This window comes from Chryseobacterium sp. POL2 (assembly GCF_011058315.1).
Classification (GTDB): Bacteria; Bacteroidota; Bacteroidia; order Flavobacteriales; family Weeksellaceae; genus Soonwooa.
The window spans coordinates 2,027,698-2,043,317 of sequence record NZ_CP049298.1; the positions used below are offsets into that span (position 1 = coordinate 2,027,698).

Sequence of the window (15,620 nt, forward strand, 5' to 3'; positions counted from 1 at the left end):
AATATCAAAATTCCATTTAACAATCAATAAGTTATAAAGCTTAACTTTGTTAGCATGAAAAATCTAGAAAGCAGAACTGATATTGAAGAACTCGTAAACAAATTTTATGATAAAGTCATCAAAGACGATATTATTGGCTTTTTCTTTACTGATATTGCCCAAATAGATTTGCAAAAACACCTCCCAAAAATGTATAATTTTTGGGAAAGCATACTTCTTGGCAATTCAGTATACGAAGGAAATCCCATGCGCGTACACTTTCCGCTTAACCAAGTTGTCGCGTTAGAACAACATCATTTCGAGCGTTGGCTAGAGCTTTGGCAAGATACTTTAGAACAAAACTTCGAAGGCGAAAATGTAGATACAGCCATACTTCGCGCCCAAAATATCGCCCGAATTATGTCTTATAAAATGAAAATTGCACGGTCTTAAAGATTAGGATTTAGCCACATGTCGATATAATCTGTCAACATATGAAACAACAATCCTACGCTAACAATCCTAAGTTTTCCTTTGAAAAATAATAGTAGGAAATAAATGCCTATCGCATAATAAGAATGCAAAAAGTGAAAGCCAATACTTGCGCGATTAGGATCAAAAATAGGAGTTGCAAAAAGATGGTCAACATCCACCAACATCGTCAAAAGCATAATGAAATAAGCTTTCTTCCATTCGCTTCGGAAAAACAACCACGCCAAAACTACAGGAAATACAAAATGCAAAACATAATGGATTATCGGTCTTAAAATCTCCATTATATTCTGGATTTTAAATAATCTTGTCGCAAATCTTCATCCAGTTTTTCTATCGCATAACGCAAGCATGTTCTCGGCATTTCTTTATAATATAGATTAAAAAAATTCAAAAGCGCGGACTCATCTTGTCCTCCCATTTCGCGAAGAAGCCAGCCATTGGCCTTGTGCATCAAATCACGTGGATGTTTTAGATTTCTAACGACAAAATCCTTAGTCAAATCGAAACGTTTCTTTTTAACATAAAACATGGTTCCAACAACAGCAATTCTTTTATGCCACATTTCATTAGATTTTGACAGATTAATGAGTAAATCATCCCGCTTTTGTTCGAATGCGAATCGTCCCAGAATTTTGTAACAAGAACTATCCACCAAATCCCAATTGTTAACATACTGAAGATGATTGAGATAGAATTCTACAATTTGCTCTTGTAACACGATATCCTTTTTTGACTTCTCAAATTTGTTTATCAAAATAAAGAGTGCCGTTAAACGTTCTTCATGGTATTTTGAAGCAATAAGCTGTGCCAATTCTTTCAAACTAATTTTTTCAGTAAAGGCTTTAGCAATCAGTCGTTGATCTGGAACTATAACACCCAAAAACAAATCGCCTTCACCATATTCGCAAGGTCCAGTTTTGAAAAACCGTGGAAAAAATTCCGCTTTTTCGGGAATCGCCAAATCGCGAAGCGCCGCTTTCAACTCATCAACAACAGTCATTTATTTCTGATTTAATTCTTTCTGAAAAGCTTCTAGATACATCGCAATATGCCGTCCATCCATCAACGCATGATGTGCTTCCACAGAAATGGGCATCATCTTTCGACCATTTTTTTCGAGGAATTTTCCAAAAACAATTCTCGGAATACTTTCTTTATTATTAATATTGGTAGGATGCAAAATCGCAGAGAATTGCTGCCACGGAAATGTAGAATGTCTTATGAGATTAACATCCAATTCTTCGTTGCTCAATCGCAAACCTGTGGAATTGTGCACAGCTTCAATCTCTTTTTGTAAACGCGAATTAAAGATTTGAAAATCTTCTGAAAATTCCATAAAAGCAAATCCAAAAGTTCCATCTTCCCGCGCAATCGTAGAGCCTGCGTCTATCACATCGTATTGAAAAACTTTATCTCCAACAAGTCTCAATTTGAAAGCTTCTACACTATTAACCGCCAACATCGACTTATGAAGATAATGTGCAAAAAAGGATTCTTTGCGCTCTTTTGCCAAACGATAAGTTTCGGTACAATTGACTTCTGTAACAATTCCAAAAGAAGGTTGATCCATTTTGGAAAAGAATTCATAATGTTCTTTTCGGTTCCAATTTTCAATATTTATTTCAGATCTCATCAATGCAATTTTTCTTCAATAATTTCTTCTTGCAATTCTTCTTCGGTTGCAATTTTCTTTGGATTAGCAACTTTCCCAATGCTCAAACCTTGGACAATAATCGAGAAAACCACCACACAATAAGTAATACTCAAAATAATAGTACTGTACTCACTTTTCGGAATAGACATGGCCAAGGCAATAGACACACCGCCGCGAATACCGCCCCAGACAAGAACTTTAACGGTTTGCGGTGTAAATCGATTTTTGGAAGACATCAACTTTGTAGGCCCCCAAATGGAGACAAATCGGGCTACTAAAACGATACAAATGGCAACAAGACCAGGAATCATGTAATGATCTAAATCTTCAATCATTAAAAGTTCGAAACCGATGAACAAGAATAAAACCGCATTTAGGATTTCATCAATTAATTCCCAAAATTTAATCAAATAATCTTGCGTGATAGATTTCATTTTAAAATTTTTATTAAAATTCCCCATGAATAATCCCGCAGCAACCATGGTTAATGGACCAGAAATATGCAATTGTTTAGCAATGAGATAACCGCCCATAACCACAGAAAGTGTTACCAAAACTGAAATGATATAATCGTCAACTTCACGCATCAACCTCGATGTAAAATAGCCCAGTAAGACACCTAATAAAAGTCCGCCTCCAGCTTCATGAAGTAATAACAACCCGATACTTTCAGCATTAACATCTACATCCACACCAATTGCCAATTGTAACAATACTGCAAAAACAACAACCGCCATACCATCATTAAACAATGATTCGCCGGCAACTTTCGTTTCCAGAGATTTTGAAACTTTTGCTTGTTTCAGAATACTTAAAACCGCAACAGGATCGGTCGGAGAAATCAAAGCTCCAAAAACCAAGCAATATAACAAAGGCATCTCTACCCCAACCAAAGGCAAAAGATAAAACACCCCAAAACCTACAATAAAAGTAGAAATAACAACGCCAACGGTTGAAAAAACAACAACTGGCCAAATCTGTTCTTTGAGATCGTTGATGTTAATATGGATTCCTCCGGCAAAAAGCAGAAAATTAAGCATCGCACCCATGAGGACTTCGGTAAAGTTGATGCTGTTCATAAGGTCATGAAGATGACCAAAAGTACGAGGCAAAACAGCCTCTCCAAAAAACACTAAAAATGTAGAAACGGCAATCGCAATTACCATAATACCAATGGTGCTCGGCAGTTTTAGAAATCGATAATTAATGTACGAAAATATCGACGCGAGAACGATTAAGATAGAAAATGAGTAATATAACTCCATTTGTTTTATTTAAATTAAAATTTTATTCCGGGGCATAGCCCACAACATTGATGTAGATATTTTCTTTTCCATTTCCCCACACATCCATCATCCCGTCTTGCGAGGCTTGGGAAAATCTTTGGTAATCATGAAACGGAATTTTTAATAAATTGAGTAAAACATATTCTTCGCCAACTGTATTTACCAAGTATGGAGAATCTGGTGTATTGCCAGCGCCAGAAGCAAGAACCGTCGCAGAAACCATTCGAAATTTTTGTAACGTGAGCATAAATTTGTTTTGGTTTTGTACGTTTTCAAAACATTGTAATAACAACAACAAAACTTCAAGATTGCTCGGATCTTTAAAATGCAAATCTTCGCCAAGTTTGATAGCATCATCAAATTTACTTTGCTGAAACTTTTCTCCAAACTTCTGAAAATCTGTACCAAAAGGGCTTAACTTATGCGCTGTAAATCTCTTTCCGTAATACAAATGAAAAGCCTCTGCACTATCGATAGCCTGAGGCATGCCACGGAATTTAAAAAGTAAACGCTCATAGAAATATGGTGACTTTTTATCTTCAATATTTTTTTTGATTTCTATAAAATCGGGCTTGTTTTGACCAAAAGATAAAAATCCAAACATCAAAACAAAGAGAAAAAACACGCTTCTTTTGACAACTTTATTCATCTTCTTGCTCATCATCAAAATATTCAAACAAGAAATCGTTGTAAGGGAAACGAGAAATATGAATTTTCATGACCTCATCGTAAATCATTTTTTTCATTTCAGGAAAATTTTCTTTCGTTAAAGCAGAAATAAAAACAGTCGGGAATTTTGACTTTGCCATCCATGTTTTTTTCCATTCTTCCAAAGAAATATTCTTGCGCGTGGAAGGTGTCAAATCATCATCAGCTTTTCTTTCATAAGAAAAATCATCGATCTTGTTAAACACCATTATCATTGGTTTTTGATGTGCATTAATCTCCATCAAAATCTGATTGACAGAATCGATATGATCTTCAAAACTTTCGTGCGAAATATCCACCACATGGATTAAAAGATCTGCCTCGCGCACCTCATCCAAAGTGGATTTAAAAGATTCCACCAACTGCGTTGGCAATTTTCTAATAAAACCAACGGTATCGGTCAAAAGAAAAGGAAGATTTCCAATTACAACCTTACGAACCGTGGTGTCCAGAGTTGCAAAAAGTTTGTTTTCGGCAAAAACCTCCGATTTTGACAAAGCATTCATCAAAGTAGATTTCCCCACGTTGGTATAACCCACCAAAGCAGCACGCACCATTTTTCCGCGGTTGTTACGCTGTGTCGCCATCTGCTTATCAATCGTTTTCAGTTTATCTTTCAAAAGTGAAATTCGGTCGCGGATAATACGTCTATCGGTTTCTATTTCGGTTTCTCCAGGACCGCGCATCCCGATTCCACCGCGTTGTCTTTCCAAGTGTGTCCACATTCTGGTCAATCGAGGCAAAAGATATTCGTATTGTGCCAATTCTACCTGAGTTCTTGCATAAGACGTCTGGGCGCGCTGTGCGAAAATATCAAGAATAAGATTGGTTCTGTCCAAGATTTTCACCTCCAGCTCGCGTTCAAGATTTTTGAGTTGCGAAGGCGAAAGTTCGTCATCAAAAATAACGGTTCCGATTTCGTTTTCTTTAACGTAAGCTTTTATTTCTTCAGCTTTTCCGCTTCCTACAAAGGTTTTGGAATCTGGTTGTGATAGTTTTTGGGTAAATCTTTTTTCGACGCTTGCACCAGCTGTATAAGCCAAAAACTCCAACTCGTCCATATATTCTTGCAGCTTATCTTCATCCTGATCTCGTGTAACAAGACCTACTAATACAGATTTTTCGTATTGATGTTCTTTCTTTTCTAGCATTAAATAAGTGTTCTATTTGTAAGATTGACAAGGTAGTTTTTTTGAGTAAAAAATGCAAAAATTAGTTTTAATTTTATTTAAATTTAATTTAAAAAATGAACGACTTAGAGATTTTTAAAAAATATCTGGAACAAGAACTGAAATTAGAATTAATAAATCCAGATTCTAATAATGTTTGCTTTGCCTTTAATAATTATGAATTAAGAGATGATTTCAAAATCAGCTTTAGCATTGGGGATGTTGAAAAATATTTAGAAAACATCAAAAAATACCCTGCTCTTGCCGAGAATAAAAATGATTTTATATTAAGAGAAAATTCTACAATTCTTTTCCCCAAAAGCACAGAATCATTTTGGAAAATTGTTCAATTCTAAAAACAGATTTCTAAGATCTTCGCCTTCATGACCATTTATATTTACTAAGAACAATTGTCATCTTTAATCCCAATCCGAAGCTACAAATTTTAATAAAAGTTGATCGTTATGATATAATTTCAAAAAGTGACCTCCGATTTCGTAACGGTTAACTTTAGCCATCTCGTTTCGGAAAACATATTCTATAGCCTCTGTTTTGATACAATTTTTGAAAGGATTGTCTTTGGTTTTAAATTTAATTTTATCATCAACAATTCCCGAAACCTCAACTGAAAAATTGCCACAACCGAGATTGGCTATGTTTCCAGAATGAAGCGTCAAATCCAGTTGTGCTTTATTTTTCATTAATTGTTCTTTGGTATAGCCGACTATCGAGGTCAGCATCCATTGTCTTTGCAATTCGACTGGTAAACTTTGTTTTGACACCAAAGCTTTGCAACCAAAAAGCAAGAATAACGTTGAGAGAATTAAAAAATATTTAAAAAACAATGATTTCATTTTATAATAAATTATCAAAAACTGCATTTTACCACACTAAAATTAAGACTTTCTAGAATAATTTGATTAATTTAGCCAGCAAAATTTTACTCTATGAAAAGAATATTTTTAGCACTTACTTTCTTGCTAAGTTTTGCTCAGATGAGAGCAGATGAAGGAATGTGGCTATTAATGCTTATCAAACGTCTTAACGGCGTAGATATGCAAAAAGAAGGCCTAAAATTGACACCTGAAGAAATCTACTCTGTTAACAACTCTAGCTTAAAAGATGCTATTGTACAATTCGGAGGTGGATGTACTGCAGAAATTGTATCAAAAGAAGGCTTGTTATTTACTAATCACCATTGTGGTTACGGAAATATTGCAGCACTTTCTACTCCAGAAAAAGATTATCTTACCAACGGATTCTGGGCGATGAAGAGAAGCGAAGAGCTTCCTGCAAAAGGGCTTTCTGTAAGATTCATGGTAAGAATGGATGACGCAACACAAAGAATTACTTCTAAGTTGAACAACACAATGTCTCCTGAAGAAAGAAAAAAAATCATCGATGCAGAATATAAAGCAATCCAAACTGAAAACAGCGACAATGGAAAATACACAGTTGTTGTAAAAGATTTCTTCAACGGTAACGAGTTTTATTATTTTGTATATCAAGACTTCAAAGACGTTAGATTGGTTGGTACACCGCCTAACTCTTTAGGAAAATTTGGTGGTGACACAGACAACTGGGAATGGCCAAGACATACGGCTGACTTCTCTGTATTCCGTGTTTATTCTGACGCTAACGGAAATCCAGCTGAATATTCTTTGAATAACGTTCCGATGAAGCCTAAACACTCTTTGCCAGTTTCTCTTAAAGGTTACAAACCTGGAGATTTCGCAATGATCATGGGTTATCCTGGTAGAACCAACCGTTATTTAACATCTTATGGTATCAAACAAATGGTAGAAAAAGACTATCCAGCTTGGGTAGAAGCTTCTAAAGTTGCTATGGATGTGATGAAAAAACACATGGATAAAGACCAAGCTGTTAAATTAGGTTATGCCTCTCAATATGCTTCTGTGGCTAATTATTGGAAAAATAGACAAGGTACAATTGACGCTGTTATCAAAAACGGAACAATTGCTGACAAACAAAAAGTAGAAGAAGCCTATAACCAATGGGCAGCAATGCCAGGAAACTCTGAAACTTATTTCGGTGTTCTTCCAAATATTGATGCATATTACAAACAAGTATCCAACAGAAATGTTGAGAGAAACTATATGTCTCAACTTTCTAGAAATGCTAAATATGTAGGTGTTGCTGCTTCGTTAGGAAGTTTGTTCAAAACTTATGCAGATCAAGACGAAAGTGGAAAAGCGCAAATGAAACAAAAAGTTACAGATGCGATTAACAGAGTTTATGAAACTTTTAATCCAAAATTAGAAGGTAATATGCTAACAGCTATGTTTAACCTTTACCAACTAAGAGTTAACAAAGATGTTGCATCTCCTACAATTATGAAGACTGAAATCTCTTCTCTTGCTAACGTAGCATTTGCTTCAATCTTTGCTAACAAAGAATCTGCTATGAAATTCTTAAACAACCCAGATAGATTAGCTATCGATGCGGATCCACTTAAGAAAATCGCTGATGCTATTGTTACTGAACAAAAATTAGCTAGCGAAACTTACGAGAAAGTTGATGACAACTTTGCAGACAACACAAGATTATTCTTAGACGGTCTTAGAAAATCTCAACCTAACAAAAGCTTCTATCCAGATGCTAACTCGACAATGAGATTAACTTATGGATCTATCGACATCCTTCCAAAAAGAGCTGATAGAAACTACAAAGGCATCAAAGAAAACTACTACACAACTATCGATGGTATGGTTGCTAAGTACAAAAAAGGAGATGAAGAGTTTGATCTTCCAAAAAAATTAATGGATCAAGCTAAGAAAAAAGACTATGGTCAATATGCTGACAAAGACGGAAACCTTTATGTTAACTTCTTATCAAACAATGATATTACAGGTGGTAACTCTGGTTCTCCAATATTGGATGCTCGTGGTAACCTTATCGGACTTGCTTTCGATGGTAACAGCGAAGCATTGAGTGGCGATATCGTTTTCGAACCAGCATTACAAAGAACCATCAACGTAGATGCTAGATTTGTACTTTGGGTAATCGACAAATTCGCTGGAGCTGGACACCTTATCAGCGAAATGGAACTTGTAAAATAATACCTATTAAATATAATATTTTCAAAGAGATGCTAAATTTAGCATCTCTTTTTTTGTTTTTTTTTCAAAAAAATTGTACTTTGTGAAAAATAGAATTTTGATGAAACTCAAACTACACTGGACACACGTATTCCCAATTTTAGCATGGATCTATTATTTTACGGGAATTACAGACAATAACAGTTGGTTTAGCTTTATCGGAGCAATTTTATTAATCACAAGTGTCCTTTCTGCAGTACATCATGCCGAAATCGTCGCTCTAAAAGTTGGCGAACCTTTCGGGACAATTATCCTTGCACTTGCTATTACAATTATCGAAGTGGCTTTAATTATTTCCTTAATGATTGCGGGAGGCGATTCCGCAGTGACACTTGCCAGAGACACTGTATTCGCAGCTATTATGTTAATTTTAAACGGAATTCTCGGTGCTTGCCTTTTGGTTGGTGGCGCCAAATTTCATGAGCAATATTTCGCAAGATCATCTGCCAATACAGCTATGGTAAGCTTGGTTGCCATTTTAGTATTGACTTTGGTTCTTCCAAATTACACAACGAGCATTAATGCACCCTTGTTCAACAATGCACAATTAATATTTTTCGCGGTTGCCTCTTTAGTTATTTACGGAGCCTTTCTTATGGTACAAACCGTACGTCACCGCAATTACTTTTTAGCTGAAGGCGAAGGCGAGCACGACAACGCTATTCCACCAACAAACACAAACACAATCGTGAGTTTGATTTACTTATTAATATGCCTCGGAATTGTTGTTTTAATGGCGAAAGCTCTATCTCCAAAAATTGAGGAAATTGTCCACAACATTGGCGCACCAAAATCCTTAGTCGGTGTTATCATTGCCGCAGTTGTATTATTACCAGAAGGTTTTGCGGCGATAAAAGCTGCACGAAGAAACCATTTGCAAACGAGTCTTAATCTGGCTTTGGGTTCTGCTTTAGCGAGCATCGGACTAACAATCCCCGCTGTGGCTATTGTTTGTTTAATCTACGATTTTCCTTTGGTACTCGGTCTTGACATCAAATCTATGGTGCTAATGGCTTTATCGCTATACATCGTGATGCTATCACTTAACCGAGGAAAAACCAATGTCTTATATGGCGTTGTACTTTTGGTTGTTCTTATGGCTTACATATTCACAGTTATTGTTCCTTAATATGACATTTAAAAGTTTTGAAACCGAAAGACTTATTCTAAAACCAACGGATTTGGAAGATGTTGATTTGATATTTGAATTGATGAACAGTCCAAAATGGCTAGAATACATCGGCGATAGAAACATCAAAACCAAAGAAGATGCGCGACAATACATTCTCGATAAACATCTTCCAAATTTTGAAAACAATGGCTACGGAAGCTATACGGTAATTTTGAAAGAAAATGGTAACAAAGTTGGCTCTAGCGGGCTTTTTAAAAGAGATGTCCTAGAAGTTGTCGATATTGGATTTGCTTTTTTACCAGAATACGAAGAAAAGGGCTATGGCTACGAATCTTCAAAGAAAATTTTGGAAGTTGCAAAAGCAGAATTTGGATTAAATAAAGTTTCTGCAATTACACTTCCCAACAATATCGCATCACAAAAACTAATTGAAAAGCTTGGCCTTACGTATCAAAAAATGATACAACTTTCCCAAGATGACGATGCGTTGATGTATTACGAAGGCAATTTGTAAATTATTTGTTTAAAATATCCGAATTAAAAAACAGAGCCTTGTTAGGGCTTAAAGCCCTAACAAGGCTTCTCTATCTACATCCAAAATCTTATAAAAAGCCCCAATCTGCGTGAGGGCGAAGCGCACTGTTGGAGCTCGTTTTTATGAGGTGGCTTCCGCTGCGCGAAGCCACCTCATAAAAACAGCGACTGCGCGAAGACCGACCCGCTTGTTTTTGCAATGACAAAGCTAGGAAAAACAAAGGGGCACGCCCAAATTTTACTTTTCTAAAATCTGAGCGGCGTGATCTTTTGTTTTTACTTTTTCAATTATATTGGTGCAAATAGAATTCTCGTCGAACACAAAAGTGGTGCGAACGATTCCCATAAACTCGCGACCCATAAATTTTTTCAACTGCCAAACGCCAAATTTATTGATAACATCGTGATCTTCATCTGCCAAAAGATCGAAAGGCAATTCGTTTTTCGTAGCGAAATTAAGCTGTCTTTTTTCCGAATCTGAACTCACACCAAGAAGTTGATAGCCTTGTTTTTTCAGAACCGAATAATTGTCTCGCAAATTACAAGCTTCCATCGTACAACCAGGCGTACTGGCTTTTGGATAGAAAAAAACCACTAATTTTTTCCCTTTAAAATTTGATGATTTTATAACCTTTCCGTCTTGATTCTTTGCTTCGAACTCAGGAAGCGCTTCACCAATCTGTAACATATCTTTTTTCTGTAAATTTACAGTCATTATGACGAAAAAACAAAGAGCCCAAATAATACTCGACGAGTTGGAAAAGTTGTATCCAGCCCAACCCATCCCATTACACCATACCGACCCTTTTACTTTATTGGTTGCTGTCGCACTTTCTGCACAAACGACCGATAAAAAAGTCAATGAAATTTCGCCGAATCTTTTCGAAGTTGCAGGAACGCCTCAACGAATGGCCAAGTTGGAAGAATGGGAAATAAAAGAACTTATCAAAGAAATCGGTCTTAGCAATACCAAAGCTAAAAACCTCAAAAAAATGTCCCAACTTCTTTTGGAACGCCACAATGGCGAGGTTCCCAAAAGCTTTGAAGAATTGGAAGCATTACCTGGTGTTGGACACAAAACAGCATCTGTAGTGATGAGTCAGGCTTTTGGTGTACCAGCTTTTCCTGTAGATACGCACATCCATCGCTTGATGAAACAATGGAAATTAACAGAAGGCAAAAATGTTGTTCAAACAGAAGCTGATGCCAAGAAACTTTGGCCCAAAGATACTTGGAACAAACTTCATCTTCAAATTATTTTCTATGGACGAGAATATTCGCCAGCTAGAGGGAAAGGTGATAAAGATTTTTTAACTAAAATGTTATTTGAAAAATAAAAAGTTCGGCGCATCATAGATGCGCCGAGCTTTGTTTATCATAAGATTTATTTTTGCTTTTTAGCCCACAGTTCCATTTTTCTATCTAGAACATCCAAAGGCAAACAACCTTGACTAAGGACTTCGTTGTGGAATGAAGCGATATTAAATTTCTTCTTCAAATCTTTTTGATACTTATCACGAAGCTCTCGGATTTTTATCGCACCTATTTTATAACTTAAAGCCTGACCTGGAATTGCCATATAACGCTCTACTTCGGCAGTGGCGCCAGCCTCATCATAAGCGACATTACTTAAGAAATATTTAATGGCTTCCTCACGAGTCATCTGCCCAGTATGCAAACCAGTATCAATTACCAAACGCACCGCACGCAGCATCTCATCACTCAAAGAACCCATTTTTTGATAAGGATCCGTGTACAGTCCAAATTCAGGGCCTAAAGACTCACAATAAAGCGCCCAGCCTTCGCCATAAGCGCCTAACCATCCGAATCTCATAAATCTCGGAAGTTTGGTATTTTCTTGTTGTAGTGATACCTGATAATGATGTCCTGGAATAGCCTCGTGCAGAAACAAAGATTCCATACCGGATGTAACATTGAATTTTTTGGGATCAGGAATAGGCATATAGAAAATACCAGGGCGTTTTCCATCTGGCGTCCCTTGGATATATTCTGCACTGGCACTAGCCTCACGAAACTTTTCAGTTTGGCGGATTTCGAAAGGGGTTTTTGGTGTTACCGAAAACATCGTTTCTAGTTTCGGTGTTATTTTATCTAAAATCGATTGAAATGCGTCCAAAATTTCTTGCGATGAATGATAAGGCATTGCTTTTGGGTCTTGTTTAACGAAATTTAAAAACTCTTCCAAATTTCCTTTGAAACCAATTTTATTTTTAACCTGCTCCATTTCTTTACGAATACGAGCAACTTCTTTAAGCCCTAATTCATGAATTTCGTCTGGTGTTTTGCTTGTTGTTGTCCAACTTTTAACATAATAATTGTACGTATTAGCTCCATTTGGCAATGCATTGTAACCATCTGTCAATCTCGCTTTTGGGAGATATTCGTTTTTAAGAAAATCGTGCATTTTGGTGTAAGAAGGGATAATTTTACTTTTAATAGCATCCTGATAAAGCTTTGCATATTTGTTCGCTGAAACAGGTTTAAAGTTTTTAGGAAGACTTTTGATAGGTCCGTAAAAAATATTCTTCCCAAAATCCAAAGAATTAATTTCCTCGGCAGCCATCTGCTCAACCATTTTTACAACCAAACTTTTCGGTAAAACAACGTCTTTTGACATCCCTATTTTAAAATTTGCAATGGCGGCATCCATCCATGCAGGAAACAGTTCCATTCTTTTCAGCCAATTTTCATAATCTTTTTCGGTTCTAAAAGGTTGACTTCCTTTGCCACTTCCTAACAATGGAAAATCCAATGGCAATCCCGAAAACTGAGTGAAAGGTATATATTCTGGATGATAAGCGTAACGCTCTTGTCGATCTTTCAATGTATAATCCAAGACATCATAAACGGTTTTGTCATCATCAGAAAGCCCTTCGTAATCAACTTGTTTTAATTGTTTTTGGACATCATTATAAAAAGAAACCTCTTTAGAAATAAAGTCTTGAGAAATATTTACCGGTAATTGATCATTATACACACTATCGCCTTGTGTGGTAGCTTCTAGCGGATAAAGTTTAAGATATTCTGCGTAGTATTTTTCTGCAATATCGTACAGATTTTCGGCTTTACTAGAGTCATTGGCCGTCTTTAACATTGGTGAGTCGTTTTTTTTGCAAGCACTTGCAATACACGCCACCAAAATGCCAAGGCTAATGCTTATTATTATTTTTTTCATATTCTCTTAAGACTTATAGCTAACAAAATTAAAGAAATATCATAAAACATTGTTCATAACTTCCTATTTAAAATTTTAAATTAAATATTTTCTCAATTAAATCAATTTTTTATCTTTGTTCTAATTCAAGAATATTTAAAAACAAGAAACATTAGTACACCTTGCTATGAAAGGGCTATTAAAAATTTATCATCCGGATGAAACTTTGAAATATCACATCCAGAACACTTACTGCAAAGCAGTTTACAACAATTCTTTGAACACTTTAGAAGTGGAAATTATCACCAGCGACACTTTGGATCATGTAGATGACGACTCGTTACAATACAATTTTCCGCAACTATCGTTAAAGGTTTCCGACTTTCCTATTAACTCGGATGAGCTTCAAAATCAAAGTTTTAAAATCGAAGACAATGACGAAGATCAATATACAGAGGTTGACTTACATGACGATGAAGAAGCTTTTCTTTATGAAAATGAGCTAAGCTTTGAACTTAATGAGAAGGGCGAACTTCAACTGTTTTGGCAAGGCGAAATCGATGATTTCTATACAAAGGGTGACGAACCAATTCCTTTTAAACTAAAATGTCATTTCAAACAAGATGATATTGAGGTTGACGAATAATCTCTGATTTAACCAAATAATATAAAACCTATCTAATTCGTTATAGTACCAGACTTATAATGAGAGATAGGCTTTTCTTTAATAAAACCATTAGTAGATGTATCAAGATTTAGACGATATTGTATTTGAAGACCGACATAAAGCTTACGGCGCTTATGCTTTTCGCAAACATTATGAGCATACACTTACTAAAGCTTTATTAATTGGTGTTGCTATATTTTTATTATTGTTTTTACTATTTATAACCAATGTAAAAGCGCTTGATGATAAAAAAACTACCAACGAAGACATGGTCCAAATGGATATTACCAACATGCTCATCAACTTTGGTGACGAAACCAACGGAAAAGGCATCGAAGAACCCAAACAAGAAGAGCCCAGCGCAGCCCCTTTAGAATCAAAAATTTTGGAGGAAACGATTGTAGAAATAGCAAAGCCAAGTTTGGAAAAAATAGAAAAACCTCTTCCAGAAAATACCGTTCCGACGCCGACACGTGAGAAAGCAGCAACCGTAACACCCAAAGCTTCTAAAGCAGATAAAAAGGCAACAAATGTCACAATGGCAAGTACCACAAAAAAAGCAGATGCAACGCCAAATGCAAAAGGCAACATCAAAAAAGATGGTGGCACAGGCGATGGACGAGGCAATGCCGCTATAGGAAGCCTTTTGGCAGGCCGAGGCGCCAAGGGCAGAAGCCAAGGTACTGGCACAGGAGATGGCAACACTGGAGATCCTTTGGGTGGCGCAGGAGATGGCGATAGCCGAATTGGTATTGACAGAAAATTAATTGGTTTTATACCAGGAACCATGGGACGCGGCGGCAACCAACCCCAACAAGAATGTACAGCTTCTGGAAGCATTAGCATTGCTTACACAGTTGACAAAGCTGGGAATGTTGTTTCTGCAAGTCGCGCATCTGGTATTTCGGACGCATGTGTTGTCGCAACATCTATCAAATGGGTGAAGCAATATGTAAAAGCAGAAAAATCGTCTGTTTCTTCAAAAGGCACCTACAAAATCGTCTTTTAGATTTCTTTTAAACCTAATAAAAACCTAACTTTAACGACACAAATTTTTAATCAAATGGCAGACAAACATATTTCTGTATTAGAATTTCTTTTTGGTGGCGGACTTATCGAAACACTTATCGTTATCTTATTATTTATCATTGGATTAGCAGCTTGCTATTTTTTTATAGTTCGTGTTTTAAAACTAAATCAAGAGAATAAAGTTGACCCTTATTTGATTAAAAACATTAATGACATGCTCAGCGAAGCGCGCGTTGACGCAGCAGTTGACTTTTGTAGAAGAGACAACTCTCCAGAAGCTCGTTGTATCGAAAAAGGACTTTCTCGCGTTGGACGACCTATCAGCGAAATTTCTAACGCCATGGAAACCCAAGCGCAGGTAGAAGTTCATTACGCTGAAAAATATGTTAATTATCTAGCAAGCATTTCTGGCATTGCCCCTATTTTGGGAAGCATCGGTAGTGTTATCGCATTTGCTGGAATCTTTTCTGGACTGTCACATACTGCCGTAGATTCTCAACAACTATTATCGGCATCTTTCTACAAAGCTTTGTCACCAGCATTAGTTGGTTTAATTATTGGCTTTTTAGCATACCTATTCAATAATTATTTGGTAGCTAAAATCGATTATATGGTGATGAAAATTCAATACCATACTAACGAGTTTTTAGACATCATCAACAAACCCGCTTAA

At 36.3% G+C, this 15,620-nt stretch carries 18 protein-coding genes; 9 read left to right on the forward strand and 9 right to left on the reverse strand.

The window, feature by feature from the left end; genetic code table 11:
- Nucleotides 1–54: 54 nt before the first annotated feature.
- A complete protein-coding gene (locus tag G6R40_RS09455; RefSeq protein WP_165134516.1) occupies nucleotides 55–432 on the forward strand; it encodes a group III truncated hemoglobin in 378 nt (125 codons plus the stop codon).
- Here G6R40_RS09455 and G6R40_RS09460 read toward each other — a convergent pair.
- Genes G6R40_RS09460 through hflX form a run of 6 tightly spaced genes read right to left on the reverse strand, consistent with a single transcriptional unit; the run spans nucleotide 429 to nucleotide 5,273 of the window.
- Nucleotides 429–755 (reverse strand): DUF6122 family protein, encoded by a 327-nt coding sequence (locus G6R40_RS09460; protein ID WP_165134519.1) that lies wholly within the window; start codon nucleotides 753–755, stop codon nucleotides 429–431. The two genes, G6R40_RS09455 and G6R40_RS09460, sit on opposite strands and share 4 nt — an antisense overlap.
- A complete protein-coding gene (locus G6R40_RS09465) occupies nucleotides 755–1,474 on the reverse strand; it encodes a DNA alkylation repair protein (RefSeq protein WP_165134522.1) in 720 nt (239 codons plus the stop codon). Before G6R40_RS09465 ends, G6R40_RS09460 begins: the two co-directional genes overlap by 1 nt.
- Entirely contained in the window at nucleotides 1,475–2,107 is a 633-nt protein-coding gene (locus G6R40_RS09470) for a chloramphenicol acetyltransferase (RefSeq protein ID WP_165134525.1), read from the reverse strand. It abuts the gene before it with no gap.
- Nucleotides 2,107–3,393: a cation:proton antiporter gene (locus G6R40_RS09475; RefSeq protein ID WP_165134528.1), complete on the reverse strand. Its 1,287-nt coding sequence runs from the start codon at nucleotides 3,391–3,393 to the stop codon at nucleotides 2,107–2,109. The genes G6R40_RS09470 and G6R40_RS09475 overlap by 1 nt, the downstream gene beginning before the upstream one ends.
- 22 nt (nucleotides 3,394–3,415) lie before the next feature.
- The gene (locus tag G6R40_RS09480; RefSeq protein WP_165134531.1) at nucleotides 3,416–4,063 is read right to left on the reverse strand and encodes a DUF4919 domain-containing protein; all 648 of its coding nucleotides are present in this window, start codon (nucleotides 4,061–4,063) and stop codon (nucleotides 3,416–3,418) included.
- Nucleotides 4,056–5,273 carry a GTPase HflX gene (gene hflX, locus G6R40_RS09485; RefSeq protein WP_165134534.1) on the reverse strand — a complete coding sequence of 406 codons (1,218 nt, stop codon included), beginning with the start codon at nucleotides 5,271–5,273 and terminating at the stop codon, nucleotides 4,056–4,058. Before hflX ends, G6R40_RS09480 begins: the two co-directional genes overlap by 8 nt.
- 95 nt (nucleotides 5,274–5,368) lie before the next feature.
- Between hflX and G6R40_RS09490 the strand changes: the two genes are divergently transcribed.
- On the forward strand, nucleotides 5,369–5,647 hold the full coding sequence (locus G6R40_RS09490) for a hypothetical protein (protein WP_165134537.1): 279 nt from the start codon (nucleotides 5,369–5,371) through the stop codon (nucleotides 5,645–5,647).
- Nucleotides 5,648–5,710: 63 nt separating this feature from the next.
- Here G6R40_RS09490 and G6R40_RS09495 read toward each other — a convergent pair whose 3' ends face one another.
- Nucleotides 5,711–6,145, reverse strand: coding sequence for a hypothetical protein (locus tag G6R40_RS09495; RefSeq protein ID WP_165134540.1), 435 nt, complete (start codon nucleotides 6,143–6,145; stop codon nucleotides 5,711–5,713).
- Nucleotides 6,146–6,238: 93 nt separating this feature from the next.
- Between G6R40_RS09495 and G6R40_RS09500 the strand changes: the two genes are divergently transcribed.
- From G6R40_RS09500 to G6R40_RS09510, 3 genes are all read left to right on the forward strand, one after another.
- Nucleotides 6,239–8,371: a S46 family peptidase gene (locus tag G6R40_RS09500; protein WP_165134543.1), complete on the forward strand. Its 2,133-nt coding sequence runs from the start codon at nucleotides 6,239–6,241 to the stop codon at nucleotides 8,369–8,371.
- Nucleotides 8,372–8,471: 100 nt separating this feature from the next.
- On the forward strand, nucleotides 8,472–9,539 hold the full coding sequence (locus G6R40_RS09505; RefSeq protein WP_165137617.1) for a calcium:proton antiporter: 1,068 nt from the start codon (nucleotides 8,472–8,474) through the stop codon (nucleotides 9,537–9,539).
- A gap of 1 nt (nucleotide 9,540) precedes the next feature.
- Complete coding sequence (locus G6R40_RS09510) at nucleotides 9,541–10,056, forward strand: GNAT family N-acetyltransferase (RefSeq protein WP_165134546.1); 516 nt, start codon at nucleotides 9,541–9,543, stop codon at nucleotides 10,054–10,056.
- Between the two features lie 258 nt (nucleotides 10,057–10,314).
- Here G6R40_RS09510 and bcp read toward each other — a convergent pair whose 3' ends face one another.
- The gene (bcp, locus tag G6R40_RS09515; RefSeq protein ID WP_165137620.1) at nucleotides 10,315–10,764 is read right to left on the reverse strand and encodes a thioredoxin-dependent thiol peroxidase; all 450 of its coding nucleotides are present in this window, start codon (nucleotides 10,762–10,764) and stop codon (nucleotides 10,315–10,317) included.
- Nucleotides 10,765–10,792: 28 nt separating this feature from the next.
- On the opposite strand from bcp, the gene nth reads away from it, so the two are divergent.
- On the forward strand, nucleotides 10,793–11,413 hold the full coding sequence (gene nth / locus G6R40_RS09520) for an endonuclease III (protein WP_165134549.1): 621 nt from the start codon (nucleotides 10,793–10,795) through the stop codon (nucleotides 11,411–11,413).
- Nucleotides 11,414–11,460: 47 nt separating this feature from the next.
- On the opposite strand, the gene G6R40_RS09525 is transcribed toward nth, so the two are convergent.
- Nucleotides 11,461–13,272 carry a DUF885 domain-containing protein gene (locus G6R40_RS09525; RefSeq protein WP_165134552.1) on the reverse strand — a complete coding sequence of 604 codons (1,812 nt, stop codon included), beginning with the start codon at nucleotides 13,270–13,272 and terminating at the stop codon, nucleotides 11,461–11,463.
- A 166-nt stretch (nucleotides 13,273–13,438) separates the two neighbouring features.
- On the opposite strand from G6R40_RS09525, the gene G6R40_RS09530 reads away from it, so the two are divergent.
- The 3 genes from G6R40_RS09530 (at nucleotide 13,439) to G6R40_RS09540 (ending at nucleotide 15,620) form a co-directional block, all read left to right on the forward strand.
- Entirely contained in the window at nucleotides 13,439–13,897 is a 459-nt protein-coding gene (locus G6R40_RS09530) for a hypothetical protein (RefSeq protein ID WP_165134555.1), read from the forward strand.
- 97 nt (nucleotides 13,898–13,994) lie between these two features.
- A complete protein-coding gene (locus G6R40_RS09535) occupies nucleotides 13,995–14,927 on the forward strand; it encodes a ferric siderophore ABC transporter substrate-binding protein (protein WP_228455834.1) in 933 nt (310 codons plus the stop codon).
- Between the two features lie 54 nt (nucleotides 14,928–14,981).
- Nucleotides 14,982–15,620 (forward strand): MotA/TolQ/ExbB proton channel family protein, encoded by a 639-nt coding sequence (locus G6R40_RS09540; protein ID WP_165134558.1) that lies wholly within the window; start codon nucleotides 14,982–14,984, stop codon nucleotides 15,618–15,620.